We start from the raw sequence: 19,802 nt of genomic DNA, 5'->3' as shown, positions 1-19,802 counted from the left end.
CAGAGGCGGTCCTAGGTCAGGTCGAGAAACGCGATCGGGCGCTCATCGAGTAGCGTGGCGAGGCGGCACAGCATGACCCGGCAAAAGAAGCTTCAGGATCCGACCGAAGCCGCGATGTCCGCGATCGAGGAGGCTCTCCGGCTCGACCAGCCGAAGGTGGGCTCCGAGAGCGAACCGGCCTCCGAGCCGAAGCTTCCCGCCACCACCGAGAACGACCTGAAGCTCGACCTGCCGCGCATCGAGCAGCCCGCGCCGCCGGCCGCCGCCGCCGCGCCGCAGCCCCGGCCCGCGATCGCTCCCGACACCAGCCGGGTCGCCAATGACGACCGGCGCGATTCCACCTCTCTGGTCCAGGCCTTTTCGGTCCGGCCTTCGGCCAAGCCCTACTGGTTTGCGGCGCTCGCCACGCTGACCTGGCTCGGTGGCGCCGCCTTCGTTCTCAACAGCCGCCTCGGTGCCACCGAGGGTGGCGTGCCGGACCGTCTCGCGGCCTTCGGCGTCGGCGAATGGACGCTGCTGGCGCTGGCGATCGGCGCGCCGGTCGTGTTCTTCTTCGTGCTGGCGGCGCTCTATCGCCGCACGCAGGAAATGCGCCTGGTCTCGCGGGCGATGACCGAGGTCGCCTTGCGGCTGGCCGAGCCCGAGGTGGTGGGCGCCGATGCCGTGCTCTCGCTGAGCCAGACCATCCGCCGCGAGGTCGCGGCGATGGGGGATGGCATCGAGCGGGCTGTCGCCCGTGCCGGCGAGCTGGAGACGATCGTGCGCGGCGAGATCGCCACGCTCGAGCGCGCCTATGCCGACAATGAAATCCGCCTGCGGGCCCTGATCGACGAGCTGGTGACACAGCGCGAGGCGGTCGTCGGCAATGCCGAGCGCGTCAAGTTCGCGATCAGCGGCGCCCATGAAAACCTGTCGAAGGACCTCGACAACGCCAGCCGGACCATCGCCGAGGCCGTCGCCCAAGTCGGCGACCGGGTCACCGGCTCGCTCGGCGAGAAGGGCGACCAGATCACGCTGGCGCTGGGACGCGCCGGCGAACGCATGATCGACGAGATCAGCGGCCGCGGCAGCGAGCTGGTGGAACGCCTGCAGGTCACCTCCGGCGAGGTCAGCGAAAGGCTGTCCGGCGCCAGCGACAGCCTGTCCACCCTGCTGGACGGCCGCGCGCGCGACATCGCCTCCTCGCTGGAGCGCACCGGTGCGGCCCTCGCCGAGGGCCTCGCGACGGGAGCGCGTGACGTCACCCGCGCCATCAGCGAGACCGGCTCGCAGGTGGTGGACACGCTGACCGCCCGCGTCGACACCGTGAACCAGACGCTGCGCACGACCGGCGAAACGCTGGCGCAGGACATAGCCGCCCGCGGGATCGAGGCGGCCGAGCGCTTCGAGACGAGCAGCCGCAGCATGGTCGCGCTGATCGACGACCAGAGCGAGGCGCTGCGGGCGCGGCTGGCCGAGACCGGCGAGAGCCTGCGGGCTTCGCTCGCCGAGGAAGGCGACAGCGTCACGACCCGTCTCGCAGAGGTCGGCCGCGGCGTGAACGGCCTGCTGGCGCGCCAGAACGAACTCATCGCCTCGCGCCTGCTCGAGGTCGGCGAGAGCGTCAACACGCTGATCGGCTCGCAGAGCGACAGCCTCGTGACGCGACTGAACGACACGGCCCGCACGGTCGACGACATCCTGCGCGAGCGCAGCGACGCCATCATCCTGCGTGTCGACGAAGTCGGCCAGTCGCTCGGCGACACGGTCGGACGTCGCGGCGAGGAACTGGCGACGCGCGTCGCCTCGGTGACCGACGGCCTGCAGAGCGTGATCGACGAGCGCGGCGGCCAGCTCGTGACGCGGCTGTCGGAAACCGGCGAAACCGTGCAGTCCATGCTCGGCCAGCAGGCCGAGAATCTCGTGTCCCAGGTGTCGGGCACCGGCGCGAACGTCGCCAAGCTCCTGGAAGAGCAGAGCGACACGCTCGTTGCGCGCGTCTCCGGCACGGGCACCAATGTTGCCAGCCTGCTGGCGGGCCAGAGCGACGCCCTGGCGTCCCGCGTGTCGGGGGCCGGCGCCGAAGTCGCCAAGCTCCTGGACAACCAGAGCGAAGCCCTCGTCATGCGCCTCGGCGAGGCCGGCGAGCAGGTGAACGGCCTGATCGGGCTGCAGAGCGATGCGCTGGCGGCCAGCCTGTCCGAGACCGGCACGCGCGTCGGCGCACTGCTCGACGAGCAGGCCGCCGCCCTGACGGTGAAGCTGTCGCAGGCCGGCCTCGAGGTGAAGGACCTGCTGAGCAACGAGAGCCAGGCGCTGGTGACGCGCGTCGCCGATGTCGGCCGCTCGGTCCACACCGTGCTGGCGGAGCGCAGCAGCGCCCTGATCACGCGTCTGGCGGAAACCGGCGACAGTCTCGACCAGCGGCTCGACGAGCGCGGCGCGGCGCTCGCCGCCCGCCTGACGGACGCCGCCGAGACCGCGCAGGGCGCACTCGAGCAGCAGCAGAGCGGCTTCCTGCTGCGCCTGACGGAGACCGGCGAGCAGGTCGGCACGCTGCTGGGCGACCAGCGCGAGAGCCTGTTGCGCGATCTGGTCAGCGCGGGCCATGAGGTCCATACGCTGCTCGGCGAGCAGAGCGAGGAGCTGGCGCGCCGCCTGGGCGATGCCACCCGCGCCCTCACCGAAACCATCAATGTCGACGGTCGCGACGTCGCCGACCGCGTCACCGAGGCGACGCGCGGCCTGCGCGAGACCTTCACCGTCCATGCCGAGGAGGCCCGCACGCTGCTGGCCGGAACCGGCAAGGAGATCGTGCTGGCGCTGACCCAGCAGGGCGGCCGCGTCAACGAGGCTCTTTCCGCCAATGCGGAATCGATGCTGCGCTCGGTCGAGAGCCGTGCCCAGGCGCTGACGGAGGCCCTGGCCGGCCGCCACGATGCGCTGACCCGCCTGTTCGACGAGCAGGGCCGCGAGATCGAGACCACGATGGGCGCGCGCCTCAGCGCCTTCGCCAGCCTCTTCGAGACCGAGGGCCGGCAGGTCGAGACCGCGCTCGGCGACAGGCTGGCAGCCTTCGAGGACGTCATCATCAACAAGGGCGGCGAGCTCACGGGCCGCCTCTCCGACGATACGCGCGCGCTGACGCTCGCCGTCACCAGCGGCATCGAAGGCGTCGAGAAGCTGATCGGGCAGGACGGCATGGCCCTGGCCGACCGGGTCGGAACGCGCGCCGCCGAGGCCGCCGCGATCCTGGCCGACCGGACCCGCGAAGCCACCGACGCGATGGAAAGCCAGATCAAGCTGTTCGAGGAGCGTTCGGGCGCCAAGAGCGCCGAGATCGCCACATCGCTCGACAGCCTGATCGCGCGCATCGACGGCAATCTCGGCTCGCGTGCGACGGCGCTGAACGAGGCGCTGGTCGAGCGCACCGTCGACATCGCCCGCGTCCTGGCGGAGGGCGGCCGCGAGGTCACCCGCGCGCTTGCCGCCAAGGCGGACGAGATCGGCGAGGTTGTCACCTCGAAGAGCGAGTCGCTCACCCGCACGCTCAGCGAAAAGGCCGATACGATCAACGCCACGCTCGGCGGCCGCGCACTCCAGATCGCCGATACGCTGGACCGCAGCGTCGCGCGCTTCGAAGAGCGCGTCGTCAACCGCCTCGACACCGTCTCGGGCACGCTGGACCAGCGCGGTCAGCAGATCGCCGAGACGCTGCAGTCGAAGTCCGACTCGATCTCGTCGGCGCTCGGCGCCCGCGCCGAGGAACTGCGCGTGCTGTTCGACGACAAGGGCGGCGGCATGGTCGCGGCTCTCGGACAGCGCGGCGAGTCGATCGCCAACGAGGTCGCCAATATCGGCGAGACGGTCGTGCGCGCCATCGAAACCCGCGGCTCCTCGATCATCGAGGGCCTGCGCGAGCGGGGCACGGCCATCACCACGGCGCTGGACACCTCGTCGAGCGCGCTCCGCGACACGCTGGAGAACGGCACCCGTCAGTCCGTCGAAGCGCTGGTCGCCACCAACGAGCAGCTGCGCGGCGAGCTCGGCGGCATGCTCGGGCGCCTCGGCGAGGCCAACAAGCTGATGCAGCAGATCGTCAACGGCGCGAACAAGAACCTCGCGGCCGTCGAGGGTGGGCTGTCGGCCCGCGTCGGTGACCTGCAGAGCGTGATCGCCACCGTGATGGACGAGACCGGCAAGGCCTCGCAGCAGATCGCGACCCAGATCGGGGAACTGAAGGCGTTCTCCGAGGGCACGCTGCGCGAGACGGCGGTGCTGATCGGCCAGCTCGACGACAAGGGGCATGCGCTCGGCGAGATCACCCAGACGAGCGCCGCCGCCCTGCATTCGGTCACGGGCCGCCTCGAGCAGGTCGAGGCCCGCGTCGGCAAGGCGCTGGCTGATCGCAAGCAGTCGCTGGAAGAACTGCATGGCTTGATCGCGGCACGGACGGACGATGTCGAGTCGATCACGCGCTCCTTCGCGGCCCTCATGGACGAATCGCTCAGCACGGCCGAAGGCCGCGCCCGCCAGATCGGCGCGGTGCTCAACGACTCGGCCGAGACGACGACCAGCGCCATCGCCCAGCAGTTCGAGCTGATCCGGACCGCGACCGGCAAGGAGCGCGACCGCACCGCCCAGGCGCTGCGCCAGGCCTATGAGCAGGTCACCAGCGAGGTCGGCGGCGAGCTCGCCAAGGTGACCGAGCGGTTCCAGGTCGCGGCGCAGGACATGCGCGGCGTCTCCGCGGAGATCCAGCGCGAGCTGGAGGAGACGCGCGCCGAGCTGAAGCGCGGCGTGCTCGATCTGCCGCGCGAGACGCAGGAATCGACCTCGGCCATGCGCCGGGTCGTCGCCGAGCAGATCAAGGCCCTGAACGAGCTGACGGAGATCGTCACCCGCTCCGGCCGCCGCAGCGACGTCGCGCTGCCGGTCGATGCCGGCCAGAGCCGTCGTTCGGCCCCCGCCGCCACCCTGCCCCGGCAGGAGCCGGCCTACACCACCGTCACGCAGGCCCGCCTGCCCGTGGCCGAGCCCCTGCTGAGGCCCTCGCTCGACGCAAGCGCAGAGACGGCCGAGCCCGCGCCACGCGCCGAACTGCGCCAGAGCCTGCCGCCGCGCCCGGCCCCGGCCCCGGCTGCGGCTCCCGCCCCTGTCGCGGAGGCGCCGCGCCGGCCGGTTGCGGCCGAGCCCGCCGGCCCGGCCAAGGGCGGCTGGCTCTCGGACCTGCTGAACCGCGCCTCGCGCGAGGAGAAGGCCCCCGAGGCACCCAAGCCGACCGCGCATTCGATCGAGCGGCTCGACTCGCTGTCGGTCGACATCGCCCGGATGATCGACCATGACGCCGCCGTGGAGCTGTGGGACCGCTACAAGCGCGGTGAGCGCAACGTCTTCACGCGGCGCCTCTACACGCTGCAGGGCCAGCAGACCTTCGACGAGATCCGTCGCAAGTACCGCCGCGACGCCGAGTTCAAGGAGACGGTCGACCGCTACATCGACGAGTTCGAGCGCCTGCTGGCGGAAGCCGCCAAGGACGACCGCGACTCGATGGTGGCCAAGACCTACCTGACCTCGGAGACCGGTAAGGTCTACACGATGCTCGCCCATGCGAGCGGGCGCTTCGAGTAAGCGCCCTCCCCGATCGGACATGAAAAAAGGCCGCCTGTCAGGGCGGCCTTTTTTCATTGGACGTGTCGGGGCGCCGGTTCCGATCGCCTCTGGAGATCGACGGGGCGGAGGGCTGGAGCTTGCCGCCCCAGGGCCCAAGAGTGGCTGCCGTGGCTTGCGCGGCGCCTCAGCGCGCCCAGCGCACGATCTCGATCAGGACCTGGGACAGGGCGCGGTCGAGCGCCTGGGCGGCGGCGGGACCGTCGACGGCACCGGCTGGAACGCGGGCGGTGAAGAGCCGGGCACGGCGGACCTCGCCGCTGCGGTCGCCGACCAGCTTGGCCGTGATCTCCACGACGGCGGTGCCGCTGGCGGCGTCGATGTTGAAGCTGCGGATGTCGGTGAGCAGTTGCGCCTCGGGCGTGATGCGGTCGCCCGGGCGCGCGACCGAGCCGACGCGCCCGCCGTTCTCGAAGGTCTGGATGAGGCGGACCTGGACCAGCTTGGGCACGCGGTCGGCCCATTGCGCGCCACCGACGAAGGACAGCGCGCCGCTGGAATCGCGGACGATGACGCGGTCGGAATCGAGCGCCTGGACCGTCGTCGGCTCCTGCACCACCAGGGTGGCGCGCGAAGCGCCGACGCGCCCGAAATCGCGCGGCGCCGTCAGGTCGAAGGTCGTGGGGGCGCTGCCGCCGCCACATCCCGCCAGCAGCAAGGCCGCCGTGAGCGTGAGCGCTGCGGCACGCAGGCGGCGGGGCATGATGGGAGACGACTGAATCGGGATCGACATGGGTCTAGCGGGATCCACCATATTGCGGGAGCGGGGGCTTGCCGCCGAAGATGAACTGCTGCGGGTTACGCTCCAAACTCCGCAGGGTGCGATTGAGATCCGTCAGCGTGCGACGGCCATCGCTGGCCAGCGCCTCGATGTCGCGCAGCCCCGGCCCGGTGAAGCGGCTGATGCCGCTGGTGATCTCGGCCGTGCGCTTGTCGAGGTTGTCGGCGAGCACACGGATCGACTTGGCGGCGTCGCTGACCTCGGAGAAGGCGCTGCGCCCGTCCTTGCCCGCGGCGGTGTTGAGGAAGGCCTGCGCGCTGACCAGTACGCCCTCGACCTGGTCGGCCGCCTTGTTGAGTTTTTCGGTGATCGAGGCGACGTCCTTGACCGCCTTGCCGACATCGCCGCTGGAGCCGCCGAGCGCCGCGGTGAACCGGTCGATATTGCCGATGATCTCGGTGACCTTCTTCTGGTCGACCGAACGGACGATGTCGGTGAGTTCCTGGCTGAGGACGCCGAGCTTCTCGGAGAGGGGCGCGATCGTCTCGGCGATGCTGCCGAAGCTCTTCATCAGCTTGTCGACGCCGTCGGCATTATCCCCGAGCGCGGCCGAGAAGCGCTCGACGTTCCTGACCGTGTTGCCGATCGAGCCGGCATTGTCCTTCACGAGATTGTTGAGCCCACTGAGCGTGGCATCCGCCTTGGCGGCGATGTTGCGCACGGTCTCGACGATGTCCTGCAGCTCGGAGCGGTCGGCGACGATCACCGGCAGGGTCTGCCCTTCCGGCGGCTTGAGCGGCAGCGACTTCGGGTCGCCGCCGACGAGCTGAACAGCGACGATGCCGGTCGCGAGGCCGACCGTCTCCAGCCGCGCCCGTGTGTCCACGCGCAGGGGCGTGTTCGCGTCCACGGAAATCACCGCGTTGATGCGGCTGGGATCGTTGGGCTGCAGCTCGATGCGCGTGACCTCGCCGACGCGCAGCCCGTTGAACAGCACGTTGGAGCCGCGGCCGAGGCCGGTCACCGTGCCGCTGAAGATGACGCGCACGTCCTGCCGCCCGCCGGCATTGCCGCTGTTGAACCAGTAGACGAAGCCGAACACCGCAGCGAGGACCGCCAGCGTGAACAACCCGACGAGCGCATAGTTTGCACGTGATTCCATGGGCTAGACTGCGTGTTCCCGGTGCTCCGACGGCATGCGGGCCCTGGCCCGCTCGCCGCCGAAATAGGCTTTGAGCCATGGATGGTCGGATGCCAGCATCGTGGCCAGGGGGCCGACGGCGATGACGCGCTTGTCCGCCAGGGCGCCGATTCGATCGCAGGCGGAATAGAGACTGTCGAGATCGTGGGTTACCATGAACACGGTCAGCCCCAAAGTCTGCTTCAGCGTGACGATGAGGTCGTCGAACTCGGCCGCTCCGATCGGATCGAGGCCCGAGGTGGGCTCGTCGAGGAAGACGATGTCGGGGTCGAGCGCGAGCGCGCGGGCCAGCGCGGCGCGCTTGATCATGCCGCCCGACAGTTCCGAGGGCGACTTGTCGGCCGCGTCCGGCGGCAGGCCGACGAGATCGAGCTTGACCATCGCCATGTCGTCGAGGAGCGCCGGCGACAGCTCCAGATATTCGCGCATCGGCAGCTGGATATTCTGCTTGACGCTGAGCGCCGAGAACAGCGCACCCTGCTGGAACATCACCCCGAAGCGGCGCTCGAGGGCGCGGCGCTGAACGGTGCTGAGCGTGTCGACGTCCTCGCCGAAGACCTCGATCGTCCCGCGCGCCTTCTGCACGAGGCCAAGGATCGTGCGGGTCAGCACCGACTTGCCCTGCCCCGAGCCGCCGACGAAGCCGAGGATCTCGCCGCGCATCACATCGAGGTCGAGCCCGTCCATGATCACCTTCTCGCCGAAGGCGACCTTGAGGTCGCGCACGCGGATGACGACCTCGCCCTCCGCGCCGGCGGCGGCGTCCCGCGACGGTTCGGCGTTCCGAAACGCCGCGTCTGCCTGATGGATCCCCTGCTCGCTCATGGTCGGGATACGGGCCTCACATGGCGATGGATGAGAAGAACATGGCGAAAAGCGCATCGACGACGATCACCATGAAGATCGCCTTCACCACCGAGGCCGTGACCTGGCGGCCGAGCGACTCGGCCGAGCCCTTGACCGCCAGCCCCTCCATCGAGGCGATCAGCCCGATGACGAAGGCCATGAACGGCGCCTTCACCAGGCCGACGAAGAAGTGCTTCCAGGTGATGACGGACTGCAGCCTGGCCAGGAAGGTGTCGATCCCGATGCCGCCATAGAGCCAGGAGACCAGCGCGGCACCCGTCAGCCCCGACATGGCGGAGATGAAGGTCAGGATCGGAAGCGAGACGACCAGAGCCAGAATCCGCGGGACGACGAGCACCTCGATCGGGTCAAGGCCCATCACCCGCAGCGCGTCGACCTCCTCGCGCATCTTCATCGAGCCGATCTCGGCCGTGATGGCCGAGCCGGAGCGGCCGGCGATCATGATCGAGGTCAGCAGCACCGCCAGTTCACGCAGGATCAGGATGCCCGTCAGATTCACCACGAAGGCGGTCGCGCCGAATTGCTGCAGCTGGAAAATGCCCTGCTGGGCGACGATGCAGCCGACGAGAAACGAGATCAGCATGATGATCGGCGCGCCGTTGAAGGCGATCAGCTCGATCTGGTTGACCATCGAGGGCCCGCGGAACTTGCGCGGCCCCAGCACGACGCTGGCGGAGGCGACGACGACCTCGCCGAGGAACATCGACCCCGCGACCATGTCGCGACCGAAGCGCACGACGGCCGCGCCGATCCTGACGAGGATGTCGACGATCCGGAACTGACGGCTGGAGACGGGCTGCTCGCGATCGTGAATCTCGATCTCGGCCAGCAGCACGCCGTGCTCGGGTCGCTTGCTGACGATCTCGACGGCGGCGCCTGCGCTCTCGCGGTCGTACTTGACGCGGTTCAGCACATAGGCGCCGAGCGTATCGAGCCGCTCCACTGCGGAGAGATCCAGCCGCGCCCGCGCCGACCGGCTGACGCGCTCGGCGATCTCCTTCACGAGGGTCTCGATTCGCGGGGCGCGATCAGCGCTCCAGGACCCGGCCAGCGTCACGGCAAGGGTCCCGGCATCGTCGCGGAAGACCGCCTGGGGTTCGGCCGTATCAGGGATCGCCATGGTTTGCGTGATGTCCTCGCCCGCGATCGACGACGTCTTTCATCAATCCGCGACACCATCGAAGGCGCCGGCCTCACCCCTGTCGCCTGTATCGCCGCGCCGATTGGCCTTGGCAAGGGCGTGGATGCAACAGCGGCGGCGGATCATGCCGGGCGGCGGGCATCGCGGCGCCCGACCCGGCGCTACCCTTTGGGAAACCAATCGTTAACCAATCCGGTGGCAGGTAACGTCAGGGTGCATCAGGTCTGCCGCCGCTCTTGATTCGCGCGGGCCTCATAAAGCAGATCGGTCATGAGCGAAGCACGGTCGCTGACGCCGCTGAGCGAGACGGACTACGAGGCGATCGAAGCCGCCGTGATGGAAACGGCTCGCGGCCGCTGGTTCATGGCGGAGTTTGCCCGCCGCAACCGCCACGCCGACACGCAGCAGATTCTCGGGGCCATCCATCGGATCGAGCGGGTCGTCGGCACGCCGGCCCCGCAGCCGATGGCCGTGTCGGACATCGCGGAGGCCACGGCGCTGATCGCCGATCTGCGCATCGATCTGGAGCGGATCAGCGGCCGGGCCGAGGATCGCGCTTCGGGCCTCGCCGCCCGCATCGAGGCGGTCGCCGGCACCATTCTGCAGGCCACCGAGAGCATCCAGGAAGTCGCCTGGAATCTGCGCGAGGCCGGCGCAGGCGAGGGTCTGTGCGACAAGCTCGACCAGCACGCCGCCGAGATCGCCACCGCGACGGCCGTCGTCGACGGAACAGTGCAGCAGATCGACAAGATCGCCGACACGATCGCCATGCTGGACAGCAGCCTGCGCGCCGTCTCCGGCCTGTCGTCCGCATCCGCGCCGAGCGAGCCCTTCACCGCGCCGCTCCCGCGCGTGCTCGACATCGGGCTGGTCGAAGCCCCGCCCTATGTCGGCCGCGGCAGCATCGAGGTCATCGAGATCGACGACGAGCCCGTGGCACCCGTCGCCAGCGGGGCGGCAGCGACCGGCCTGCTCGGCAGCGAGCCCCGGATCGGCTCCATTCTGGAACTCGACGACGATGTCGTGTTCGACGAGCCGGACGTGGCTTACGACCCGGCCTCGACGTCCGAGCCCTTGTCGCTCGGGCTGCTCGACGAGCGGCATGGCCCGTCGTCAGCGCCTGCCCCCGCGACGCTCGCGAGCGGCTCGGAAGCGGGGCTGCGCGAGATCGACGCGATGCCGGCCTCGCGGAAGCTCGCCTATTTCGCCTGACCGGCGGGCACGAAGCTCGCCATCTTGCCCGGGTTCAGCAGGCCCTGCGGGTCGACCTCGCCCTTGAAGCCGAGCTGGTCGGCATCGGCCCGCTTGTGGCGGCTGCCCTCCTCCAGCGAGACGACATGGGGGTTGGCGATGAAGACGCCGGACGCCTCATGCTGGGCGATGACCGCGTTGAGCCGCTCCGGTGTCGAGTAGCGCAGGATCGGCAGCGCGCTCGCCGTCACCTTGCCGCCGAAGCGGATGAACTCGTGATGCGGTAGAAGCTCGTCGCCGAAGGCGGCGATCGTCTCGCGCGCGCTCTCGACCAGCCGATCATGCGGGAAGAGGCACTGGAGATAGGTGATGGAGCGGTCGCTCTTCAGCCACTGCAGCGTGGTGTGGTTCCAGGTGTATTCGTAGAGCGGCACGGTGCCGGGCCCCTCCTCCGAGGGCGCCTCGTATGTCACCGCGCCGCGCTTGCCGACGATGGCCTTGAACGGGCCGAGCGAGCCTTCGGCGATCATGCAGATCAGGATGCTCTTGCCCTCAGGACAATGGGCCTTGAGCGCCCCGAAATAAGGCGTGATCACCGACGAGATCGGCGTCACCAGCTTCTTGACGATGCCGTCCGCGAGGGCGACCTCGTAGCCCGTCTCGAAGGCGTCCATGTAGCTGTCGAAGGCGACGATGACGTCGATCCAGGGCCAGGCCGGCGCGAGCGGCATTTCCAGCGCCGTGATGATGCCGGTCGTGCCATAGGCGCGGTTGACCTTCTGGGCGGCGTCGTCGCGCAATTCGATGATGCGCGGTTCTTCCTCGACCGTGACGATGCGCGCGGCCAGGATGTTGCCGGGTTCGCGCAGGCCGCCATAGGTCACCGAGCCGACCCCGCCCGAGCCGCCCGCGACGAAACCACCGACGGTCGCGCTGCGCTTGGTCGAGGGATGCATGCGCTGCTCGAAGCCGGTTTCGCGCAGCGCGATGTCGACATCCAGCATGCGGGCGCCGGCGGCGATGCGGGCGATGCCGGGCTTCTGCCATTCGATGCCGGTCAGGCCGGTGATGTCGAGCAGGACGCCGCCCTCGAGCGGGACGGCCTGGCCGTAATTGCCGGTTCCGGCGGCGCGTACCGTCAGCGGAATGCGTCGACGCGCGCAGGCGGCCGCGATCCGCACGACCTCCGCCTCGTCGCGGGGCGTGGCGATGATGTCGGCGGACTTGTCCGCCAGCTGCTGGTTCAGGATCGGCGAGTACCAGAAGAAGTCGCGCGAGCGCTTGCGGACGACCTGCGTCTCGTCGATCAGCGCGATGCCGGCGAGATCCTCCTTCAGCGCGGCGATGTCGTAGCGCGAGACCCGCTCGGGCCTCGGCTGGCGTTCGGGCAGTGCGCTCATCTCAGTTCTCCCGCTTCAGGGCGCTCTCGTGCCAGCGCCGCAGCAGCATGTGCGAAATCCAGCTCGTGCAAAGGAAGATCGCGATGCCCGAAAGCGAGATCATCAGCAAGGCGGCAAAGACGCGCGGGATCTTGAGCTGATAGCCGGCCTCGAGGATGCGATAGGCCAGCCCCGAGGCGCTGCCGCCGGTGCCGGCGACGAACTCCGCGACAACCGCGCCGATCAGCGCGAGCCCGCCGGAGATCTTCAGGCCGGCCAGGAAATAGGGCAAGGCGGCCGGCAGCTTGAGATAGCGCATCGTCTGCCAGCGGCTCGCGCCATAGAGTTGGAACAGGTTGACGAGGTTGTGGTCGGCCGAATTCAGGCCGAGGATCGTGTTCGACAGGATCGGGAAGAACGCGACGATCCAGGCGCAGATCAGCAGCGCGAGATTGATGTCCCCGGCCCAGATGATGATCAGCGGCGCGATCGCGACGATCGGCGTCACCTGCAGGATCACCGCATAGGGCAGCAGCGACATCTCCAGCCATTTCGACTGGGTGAACAGCACGGCCAGCGTGACGCCGACGATGACCGCCGCGGCGAGCGCCAAGAAGGTGATCTTCAGCGTGATCCAGAGCGAGCCCGACAGCGTGCCCCAGTCGGAGACGAGGGTCTGGCCGATCAGGAGCGGCCCGGGCAGGATATAGGCCGGGATGCCGTTCCAGCGGACAGCGAACTCCCAGAGCGCCAGCGAGAACACGCCGATCGCGATCGGCGCGAGGATGCGCGGCCAGGCGCTGGCCGGCAGGCCCAGCAGGCGCGGCTCGGTGAAGAAGACCGGGCGCGCGTCGGAGTCGGTGCCGCCATGGGCGGGGGCCGGAGCTTCGATCGATGGCATGCTCATGAGCCGATCGCCTCCTTGAGCTTGCCCGAGACCACCCGGCAGAGATGGGCGTATTCCGGCGAGGTGCGGAAGAGGTCGTCGCGCGGATAGGGTGCGTCGACGTCGAGATCGGCCATGACGCGGCCGGGTCTCGCCGCCATCACCACGATGCGCTTCGAGAGATAGACGGATTCGAACACCGAATGGGTGACGAAGACCGCGGTGAACTTCTCCTTCCACCACAGCTCGAGCAGATCGTCGTTCAGGCGGTGGCGGGTGATTTCGTCGAGCGCGGCGAAGGGCTCGTCCATCAGCAGGATCTTCGGCCGCAGCACCAGCCCGCGCGCGATCGAGACGCGCATCTTCATGCCGCCGGAGAGTTCGCGGGGATAGGACTTCTCGAAGCCGGAGAGGCCGACCAGGGCCAGCATCGCCGCCGCCCGCTCGCGCGCCTCGCTGGTGCGCACCCCCTTCAGGGTCAGCGGCATCATCACGTTGGCGAGCGCCGTCGCCCAGGGCATCAGCGTCGGGTCCTGGAAGACAAATCCGAGATCCCGCTGCGGCTCGCCCGATGCGTCATGAACCGTGGTCGGCCACTCGATCGTCCCACTGGAGGGCGCGCCGAGGCCCGCGATCATCCGCAGCAGCGTCGACTTTCCGCAACCGGAGGGACCGAGCAGGCTGACGAACTCGCCCTCCCCCAGGCTCAGATTGACGTCGCGCACGGCGAGCGTGCCGTTGCCGAACTGCTTGGAGACATGGCGCACGCAGACCAGGGGCTTGCGACCCTCCGGGCGAACGGCATGGGGAGTGCTCAGAGAGGCCGTGTCCAAAGCCTGATGATCCGTTGATTGTGCTGGGCGCACCAACCGCGACGTCATCCCGGGCTTGCCCCGGGATCCATCGAAGGGCGTCGAACTCTACGATGGATCCCGGATCGGCGCCGCTACGCGGCTTATCCGGGATGACGGCAGCGAGGGAGCAAGCTTACGCCTTGCCGACGCCCTTGTTGATGAACTCCAGGCTGTAGGCCTTCTTCAGGTCGATGCCGGCGGGGAACACGCCCACATCCGTCATCGTCTTGTAGAACGAGCCCCAGCGCGCATCGGTCATGGCGCCGATGCCGAGCGTCGTCGCATCGCCCGAGAGCACGATGCCGTTGGCGTTCATCACCTTGACCGCGTAGTCGATCTTCTCCTGATCCATGTCGGGATTGTCCTTCAGGATCTGCGCGTTGGCGGCGGCGACGTTCTGCCCCTTCATGTAGGCGGCCCAGCCCTCCAGCGTGGCGGTGACGAAGCGCTGGACCAGGTCCTTCTTCTCGTCGACCATCTTGCGAGAGATGTTGATCGTCGTGTTGTAGTTCTCGAAGCCGGCATCGGCGATGAGATGCACCACCGGCGTGACCCCGCCCTGCTTCTGGATGGCGAAGGGCTCCGACGACAGGAAGCCCTGCTGCGAGATCGTCTTGTCGGCCAGGAACGGCGCCATGTTGAAGGTGTAGGGCCGGATCTGCTCGTCGGTGTAGCCGAACTTCGCCTTCAGGAAGGGCCAGTAGCTGGTGCGGCCGGCGGCGCCGACCAGGATCGGCTTGCCCTTCAGCGCGGCGAGCGAGTCGTTGCCGACGCCCGGATGCGAGATGATGACCTGCGGATCCTTCTGGAAGATCGAGGCGATGCAGAGGAAGGGAATGTTCTCCTGCGCATAGCGGATGGCCTCGAAGGAGTTCGACATGATCATGTCGACGCGGCCGCCGAGCAGGAGCTGCGAGGGGTTCTGCTGCGGGCCGCCGGGGCGGATCTCGGCGTCGATGCCGTACTTCTTGTAGATGCCGTTGGCGGCGGCGAGGTAGAAGCCGCCATGCTCCGCCTGGGCGCGCCAGTTGGTCTGGTAGGACACCTTGTCGAGCGTCTGCGCGCTCACCCGCGCTCCGGGCACGGCGACCAGCGCCGATCCACCGATCAGGCCCAGCGCACCACGGCGCGTCAGGCGGTACTTCGTCATCGTCATCCTTGTGACCTCCCCTGATAATCCTCGGCTGAACGCCTTGGCTGCGCGGCAGCAAACTGTATGCCATGACAGGGCTTCGGCAGGAACCGCGACACTGCGTCATGGCGCCGCCGGAGGCCATTGCCCACAGGTGATCGCGCCTGCGTTTTCCGCGCGGGCGGGCTAGACTGTGCGGGTCACGCAAATGGAGACGACAAGACGATGGGCGCGCGCTTCTGGGGCGATCTGAAGACCACCGATTTCGCCCGGCTTTCGGCGGAGGGCACCGTTGCGGTGCTGCCGCTGGCGGCAATCGAGCAGCATGGGCCGCATCTGCCGGTGTCGGTCGACACCACGATCATGAACGCGATGCTCGCGGAAGCGATGCCGCTGGTGCCGGCCGGGCTCGACGTGCTCGTGCTGCCGACGCTGGCGATCTGTAAGTCGAACGAGCACCTGCATTCGCCGGGCACGCTGACGCTCTCCTGGGAGAGCGCGACGCAGAGCTGGATCGAGATCGGCGAGAGCGTCCGGCGCGCGGGCCTGCGCAAGCTGGTGATCCTGACCTCGCATGGCGGCAATATCGACCCGATGAAGGTGGTGGCGCGGGAGTTGCGCGTGCGGCACGGCATGCTCGCGGTGACGACGGCCTGGCGCGCGTTCGGCCTGCCGCCGGGCCTCTTCGCCGATCTCGACGCCAATCACGGCATCCATGCCGGCGACATCGAGACCTCGCTGATGCTCCATTTCCGGCCGGACCTGGTCGATATGGGCCAGGCCGCCGCCTTCAACCCGCTGACGGTCGATATGGCGGCCGAGGGCTACAGCTGGCTGCGGCCGACCGGCCTGCACGCGATGGCCTGGATGGCGCAGGACGTCCACCCTTCCGGCGCCGCGGGCGATGCCTCGCTCGCCACGGCCGAGAAGGGCAAGGCGACGGCCGCCTTCCAGGCGAAAGGCTTCGTCGAATTGCTGGCGGATGTGGCGCGGTTTCCGCTGGAGCGGCTGCACAAGGGGGCCGGCTAGCCCCCGAGAACGCGCCTGTGACCGCTGCAGGCCGAGCCCGTATCAAGCGCCCTTCTGCGCTCGCTCGACGGTGTCGGGAGCGTGGTCGATGACCTTGAGCAGCGCGCGGGCGGTCCTGTCCGGGCTGCGGCGTCCCTGCTCCCAATCGCGCAAGGTCGCCGGGCTCAGGCCGAACTTGCGGGCAAAGGCCTCCTGGGAGAGGCCCAGCTTCTTGCGAATGGCAGCAACATCGACAGTCTCGACGGTGATTGTCTTGGCGGGCTCCTTGTCGCCTCGCGCGATCGCCACCGCTTCGGTCGCGCTCGCGACCAGGTCCTGTCCGAATGTCGGCATCTCAACGATCTCCTGACTTGGTCGCCTGCCGGTAGGCATCGGCGATTTTCGGCAGTGTCCGGGCAAGGTCATTGCGCTCGGCCTGGGTCAGATTGGCCCGCTTGCCCTTGTCGATCAGCGCCAGAAGGAAGATCGGAACGTCGTCGCCGCCGAAGTAGTGAATCGTGCGGTAGCCGCCGCTCTTTCCTTCACCCCGGCCGGCATGGCGCAGCTTTCGTGCGCCGCCGGTCCCGACCATTAGGGCACCCCCGAGAGGATTGCTGGCAATCGCGACCGCGACATCCTGTATCTCGTCGTCGCCCAGACCAGCCGCCTTGGCCTGCCGTTCGAAAACCGAGGTCAGCAGCACGGTCTGCATCCGCGCAAACTACGGCAATGCCGTATCTTCCCGCAAGGAAAATCGCAGAGGTCGGATTGCCCTACGCCCCCGGCTTGCCCTTGGGCGCATAGATGTCCTTGTACTGCTCGCGCAGCAGATTCTTCTGGACCTTGCCCATGGTGTTGCGTGGCAGGTCGTCGACGATGAAGACCTGCTTGGGAAGCTTGAACTTGGCGAGGCGCTGCTCCAGCGTCTGCGCGATCGAGGCGGCCGTGATGGCCGCGCCGGGCTTGACCACCACGACGGCGGTGACGCCCTCGCCGAAATCGCGATGCGGGCAGCCGATGACGGCGCTCTCGATCACGCCCGGCATCTCGTCGATCTCGGTCTCGACCTCCTTGGGATAGACGTTGTAGCCGCCGGTGATGATGAGGTCCTTGCCGCGTCCGACGATGTGGACGTAGCCGGCTGCGTCGATCTTGCCGAGATCGCCGGTGATGAAGAAGCCGTCCGGCTTGAACTCGGCCGCGGTCTTCTCGGGGTTGCGCCAGTAACCCTTGAAGACGTTGGGGCCCTTGACCTCGATCATGCCGATCTCGTCGGGGCCGAGCCCCTTGCCCGTCTCGGGATCGACGACGCGGGCCGACACGCCCGGCAGCGGATAGCCGACCGTGCCCGCAACCCGCTCGCCCTCATAGGGGTTGGAGGTGTTCATGTTGGTCTCGGTCATGCCGTAGCGCTCGAGGATCGCGTGGCCGGTCCGCTCGCGCCATTCGCGATGCGTCTCGGCCAGCAGCGGCGCCGAGCCGGAGACGAAGAGGCGCATATGCTTCGTCGCCTCCGTCGTCAGGCGAGTATCCTGCAGCAGCCGCACATAGAAAGTCGGCACGCCCATCATGCAGGTCGCCTGTGGCAGGTACTTGAAGACCTGGTCGGGATCGAACTTCGGCAGCAGGATCATCGAGGCGCCGGAGAACAGCACGCAGTTGGTCGCGACGAAGAGGCCGTGCGTGTGGAAGATCGGCAGCGCGTGGAGCAGCACGTCGTCCTTCGTGAAGCGCCAGTAATCGACCAGCGCCAAGGCGTTCGAGGCGAGGTTGTCGTGGCTGAGCATCGCGCCCTTGGAGCGCCCCGTCGTGCCCGACGTGTAGAGGATCGCGGCGAGGTCGTCGGGCCCACGCGCGATGTCGGCGAACGCGGTCGAGGCGGCGAGCGCCTTGTCTGAGAGCGAGCCGGCAGAGACGTCCGGCGAGCGCCAGATGCCGAGCGTCTCGAGCTTGGCGCCGGCCTTGTCGGCATAGGGCTTCAGGGCGTCGGCCTTCGCCGGATCGCAGACAAAGACGGCGGGCTGCGCGTCGCCGAGGAAATACTCGATCTCGGCCGGGGTGTAGGCCGTGTTGAGCGGCAGGAAGATCGCGCCCGCGCGCACTGCGCCGAGATAGAGCATCAACGCCTCGACGCTCTTCTCGACCTGGACCGCCACCCGGTCTCCCGGTTTCACCCCGAGCGAGACCAGCGCATTGGCGAAGCGGGCCGAGGCATCGACCATGTCGGCATAGGCATAGCGCCGGCCGTCATCGAGGAGGGCGAAGGGAGCGTCCGGCGCCGGCATCCGAGACCTGACCAGGTCGAACAGGTGGTTGCCCATGATCAGGGTCCTTTCAGGCGTAGCCGTCGCGTTTTGCGGCCCCTCGGAACGGAGCCGTTCTCCCATTGGCGTCACCTGCGTCGCGGGTCAACTCGTGGCCGGCCGCAACAGCTTGCGCACGGCGGCCGAGGCCACGACCGTGTTGCGGGTGGCGAAGGCCTCGTGATTGGTCTCGATGTCATCGAGTTCGTAGCGATAATTGACCATCACGCCATGCGACTCGCGCAGGCCGCGTGCCGACAGGTTGCCGCCGACATTGATGCGCTCCAGCCGCGCGCCGTTGCCGAGATGGAACCGGGCGACCGGGTCGATCACGCGCCCCGAGGCCGTGCGCGCCCGCAGCATGTAATGCGCCATCATCTGGCCGAGCAGCTTGTCGCGGCGCAGCCGGGTCGCCTCGTCGAGCGAGATCGTCTCGCCGGCCGGGCGGGCGAGCTCCGAGCGCTCCTCGTTCGTCAGGCCGAGGTCGCCCGGCTCGGCGACGAGGCCCTCGAGCCAGCGCGCGAAGCCCGGCACCGGCGACAGCGTGACGAAGGTCTCGAGCCCCGGCAGCTCGCGCTTCAGATCCTCGGCGACCTGCTTGATCAGGAAATTGCCGAAGGAGATGCCGCGCAGGCCCTCCTGGCAGTTGGAGATCGAATAGAACACCGCCGTCGTCGCCTCGGAGGCCGGCAGCACCTCGCGCTCCCCGCTCAGCACCTCGCCGATGCCGCGCGGGATCGCGCGGGTCAGCGCCACTTCGACGAAGATCAGCGGCTCGTCGACAAGCTGGGGATGGAAGAAGGCGAAGCAGCGGCGGTCCGCCGGCTCCAGCCGCCGGCGCAGATCGTCCCAGCCCTGGATCTCGTGGACGGCCTCGTAGCGGATGATCTTTTCGAGCACATTCGCCGGCGAGCGCCAGTCGATCCGGCGCAGCACCAGGAAACCGCGGTTGAACCAGGAGCCGAAGAGATGCCGGAAATCGGCATCGACGGTCAGCAGGTCGCGGTCGCTCTCCATCGCCTCGAACAAGGCCTCGCGCATCCGCACCAGCACATGGGTGCCGCCGGGGGCCAGGTTGAGACGTCGCAGCAGCTCCTGCCGGCGGGGCTCGGAGGCGAGGTGAAGCGCCGAGATCGTGGCTGCGCCGGGCTCGGCGCGATAGGCCTCGATCGCTCGGTCGAGCCGCTCGTGATCGGGCCCGAACCGCTCCTGCAGCATGGCGAAGAAGGCGCGCCGGCCTGGCTTGTCGAGCCGTTCCCAGGCTTCCAGGACCCCTTGCGCCAGCGCCATGCCCGAGGCCTCGCCCCGGCCCGAGAGCAGATCCTCGCAGAGCCGGTCGATCGGCCGGTTGCGCTGCGTCATGAAGCGCTCGAAGCCGATCAGCGCCCGGCCGCGATCGGCCACATTGGTCAGCAATTCGCCGAGAAACGCCATGTCGCTGCGGACCTCCCGGGGCCATCATGCCCTGCC

The 19,802-nt window shown here is 68.6% G+C and carries 16 protein-coding genes; 4 read left to right on the top strand and 12 right to left on the bottom strand.

Features of this window, described 5'->3' with window-relative positions:
* Positions 1 to 72 precede the first annotated feature (72 nt).
* Positions 73 to 5,610, top strand: coding sequence for an apolipoprotein A-IV repeat region-like domain-containing protein (locus tag BSY19_RS12390; protein ID WP_069054438.1), 5,538 nt, complete (start codon positions 73 to 75; stop codon positions 5,608 to 5,610).
* A gap of 166 nt (positions 5,611 to 5,776) precedes the next feature.
* On the opposite strand, the gene BSY19_RS12385 is transcribed toward BSY19_RS12390, so the two are convergent.
* The 4 genes from BSY19_RS12385 to BSY19_RS12370 all read right to left on the bottom strand — a co-directional run bounded on the left by BSY19_RS12385 (position 5,777) and on the right by BSY19_RS12370 (position 9,558).
* Positions 5,777 to 6,382 (bottom strand): ABC-type transport auxiliary lipoprotein family protein, encoded by a 606-nt coding sequence (locus BSY19_RS12385; RefSeq protein WP_150129597.1) that lies wholly within the window; start codon positions 6,380 to 6,382, stop codon positions 5,777 to 5,779.
* Between the two features lie 4 nt (positions 6,383 to 6,386).
* A complete protein-coding gene (locus tag BSY19_RS12380) occupies positions 6,387 to 7,532 on the bottom strand; it encodes an MlaD family protein (protein ID WP_069054437.1) in 1,146 nt (381 codons plus the stop codon).
* 3 nt (positions 7,533 to 7,535) lie between these two features.
* Positions 7,536 to 8,258 (bottom strand): ABC transporter ATP-binding protein, encoded by a 723-nt coding sequence (locus BSY19_RS12375; protein WP_069057045.1) that lies wholly within the window; start codon positions 8,256 to 8,258, stop codon positions 7,536 to 7,538.
* Positions 8,259 to 8,412: 154 nt separating this feature from the next.
* Positions 8,413 to 9,558, bottom strand: coding sequence for an MlaE family ABC transporter permease (locus BSY19_RS12370; RefSeq protein ID WP_069054436.1), 1,146 nt, complete (start codon positions 9,556 to 9,558; stop codon positions 8,413 to 8,415).
* Between the two features lie 3 nt (positions 9,559 to 9,561).
* On the opposite strand from BSY19_RS12370, the gene BSY19_RS27545 reads away from it, so the two are divergent.
* Both BSY19_RS27545 and BSY19_RS12365 read left to right on the top strand, forming a co-directional pair.
* Positions 9,562 to 9,819, top strand: a complete 258-nt coding sequence (locus tag BSY19_RS27545) for a hypothetical protein (RefSeq protein WP_150129596.1) — start codon at positions 9,562 to 9,564, stop codon at positions 9,817 to 9,819.
* Between the two features lie 30 nt (positions 9,820 to 9,849).
* Positions 9,850 to 10,791, top strand: coding sequence for a hypothetical protein (locus BSY19_RS12365; protein WP_069054435.1), 942 nt, complete (start codon positions 9,850 to 9,852; stop codon positions 10,789 to 10,791).
* On the opposite strand, the gene BSY19_RS12360 is transcribed toward BSY19_RS12365, so the two are convergent.
* From BSY19_RS12360 to BSY19_RS12345, 4 genes are all read right to left on the bottom strand, one after another.
* Positions 10,779 to 12,170, bottom strand: a complete 1,392-nt coding sequence (locus tag BSY19_RS12360; protein ID WP_069054434.1) for an FAD-binding oxidoreductase — start codon at positions 12,168 to 12,170, stop codon at positions 10,779 to 10,781. The two genes, BSY19_RS12365 and BSY19_RS12360, sit on opposite strands and share 13 nt — an antisense overlap.
* Position 12,171: 1 nt before the next feature.
* Entirely contained in the window at positions 12,172 to 13,056 is an 885-nt protein-coding gene (locus tag BSY19_RS12355) for an ABC transporter permease (RefSeq protein WP_171905135.1), read from the bottom strand.
* Positions 13,053 to 13,868, bottom strand: coding sequence for an ABC transporter ATP-binding protein (locus BSY19_RS12350; RefSeq protein WP_236840521.1), 816 nt, complete (start codon positions 13,866 to 13,868; stop codon positions 13,053 to 13,055). Before BSY19_RS12350 ends, BSY19_RS12355 begins: the two co-directional genes overlap by 4 nt.
* 154 nt (positions 13,869 to 14,022) lie before the next feature.
* A complete protein-coding gene (locus tag BSY19_RS12345; RefSeq protein ID WP_069054433.1) occupies positions 14,023 to 15,045 on the bottom strand; it encodes an ABC transporter substrate-binding protein in 1,023 nt (340 codons plus the stop codon).
* Between the two features lie 201 nt (positions 15,046 to 15,246).
* Between BSY19_RS12345 and BSY19_RS12340 the strand changes: the two genes are divergently transcribed.
* The gene (locus BSY19_RS12340) at positions 15,247 to 16,050 is read left to right on the top strand and encodes a creatininase family protein (RefSeq protein ID WP_069054432.1); all 804 of its coding nucleotides are present in this window, start codon (positions 15,247 to 15,249) and stop codon (positions 16,048 to 16,050) included.
* Positions 16,051 to 16,092: 42 nt separating this feature from the next.
* On the opposite strand, the gene nadS is transcribed toward BSY19_RS12340, so the two are convergent.
* From nadS to BSY19_RS12320, 4 genes are all read right to left on the bottom strand, one after another.
* Entirely contained in the window at positions 16,093 to 16,383 is a 291-nt protein-coding gene (nadS, locus tag BSY19_RS12335) for a NadS family protein (protein ID WP_069054431.1), read from the bottom strand.
* A 1-nt stretch (position 16,384) separates the two neighbouring features.
* Positions 16,385 to 16,741, bottom strand: coding sequence for a type II toxin-antitoxin system RelE/ParE family toxin (locus BSY19_RS12330; RefSeq protein ID WP_069054430.1), 357 nt, complete (start codon positions 16,739 to 16,741; stop codon positions 16,385 to 16,387).
* A gap of 61 nt (positions 16,742 to 16,802) precedes the next feature.
* Positions 16,803 to 18,314, bottom strand: a complete 1,512-nt coding sequence (locus tag BSY19_RS12325) for a malonate--CoA ligase (RefSeq protein WP_069057043.1) — start codon at positions 18,312 to 18,314, stop codon at positions 16,803 to 16,805.
* Positions 18,315 to 18,437: 123 nt separating this feature from the next.
* Positions 18,438 to 19,766, bottom strand: a complete 1,329-nt coding sequence (locus BSY19_RS12320; RefSeq protein ID WP_069054429.1) for a malonyl-CoA decarboxylase — start codon at positions 19,764 to 19,766, stop codon at positions 18,438 to 18,440.
* Between the last annotated feature and the right edge of the window lie 36 nt (positions 19,767 to 19,802).

It is taken from the genome of Bosea sp. RAC05 (assembly GCF_001713455.1).
GTDB lineage: Bacteria > Pseudomonadota > Alphaproteobacteria > Rhizobiales > Beijerinckiaceae > Allobosea.
Note: the sequence above shows the minus strand (reverse complement) of the source record. Positions and strands in the feature narration are given on the sequence as shown.

Excerpts from the sequence above, each read along its gene's own strand:
- BSY19_RS12390 (WP_069054438.1), top strand. The coding sequence starts at position 73 with ATGACCCGGCAAAAGAAGCTTCAGGATCCGACCGAAGCCGCGATGTCC.
- BSY19_RS12385 (WP_150129597.1), bottom strand. The coding sequence starts at position 6,382 with ATGTCGATCCCGATTCAGTCGTCTCCCATCATGCCCCGCCGCCTGCGT.
- BSY19_RS12380 (WP_069054437.1), bottom strand. The coding sequence starts at position 7,532 with ATGGAATCACGTGCAAACTATGCGCTCGTCGGGTTGTTCACGCTGGCG.
- BSY19_RS12375 (WP_069057045.1), bottom strand. The coding sequence starts at position 8,258 with ATGGACGGGCTCGACCTCGATGTGATGCGCGGCGAGATCCTCGGCTTC.
- BSY19_RS12370 (WP_069054436.1), bottom strand. The coding sequence starts at position 9,558 with ATGGCGATCCCTGATACGGCCGAACCCCAGGCGGTCTTCCGCGACGAT.
- BSY19_RS12365 (WP_069054435.1), top strand. The coding sequence starts at position 9,850 with ATGAGCGAAGCACGGTCGCTGACGCCGCTGAGCGAGACGGACTACGAG.
- BSY19_RS12360 (WP_069054434.1), bottom strand. The coding sequence starts at position 12,170 with ATGAGCGCACTGCCCGAACGCCAGCCGAGGCCCGAGCGGGTCTCGCGC.
- BSY19_RS12355 (WP_171905135.1), bottom strand. The coding sequence starts at position 13,056 with ATGAGCATGCCATCGATCGAAGCTCCGGCCCCCGCCCATGGCGGCACC.
- BSY19_RS12345 (WP_069054433.1), bottom strand. The coding sequence starts at position 15,045 with ATGACGATGACGAAGTACCGCCTGACGCGCCGTGGTGCGCTGGGCCTG.
- BSY19_RS12340 (WP_069054432.1), top strand. The coding sequence starts at position 15,247 with ATGGGCGCGCGCTTCTGGGGCGATCTGAAGACCACCGATTTCGCCCGG.
- nadS (WP_069054431.1), bottom strand. The coding sequence starts at position 16,383 with ATGCCGACATTCGGACAGGACCTGGTCGCGAGCGCGACCGAAGCGGTG.
- BSY19_RS12330 (WP_069054430.1), bottom strand. The coding sequence starts at position 16,741 with ATGCAGACCGTGCTGCTGACCTCGGTTTTCGAACGGCAGGCCAAGGCG.
- BSY19_RS12325 (WP_069057043.1), bottom strand. The coding sequence starts at position 18,314 with ATGCCGGCGCCGGACGCTCCCTTCGCCCTCCTCGATGACGGCCGGCGC.
- BSY19_RS12320 (WP_069054429.1), bottom strand. The coding sequence starts at position 19,766 with ATGGCGTTTCTCGGCGAATTGCTGACCAATGTGGCCGATCGCGGCCGG.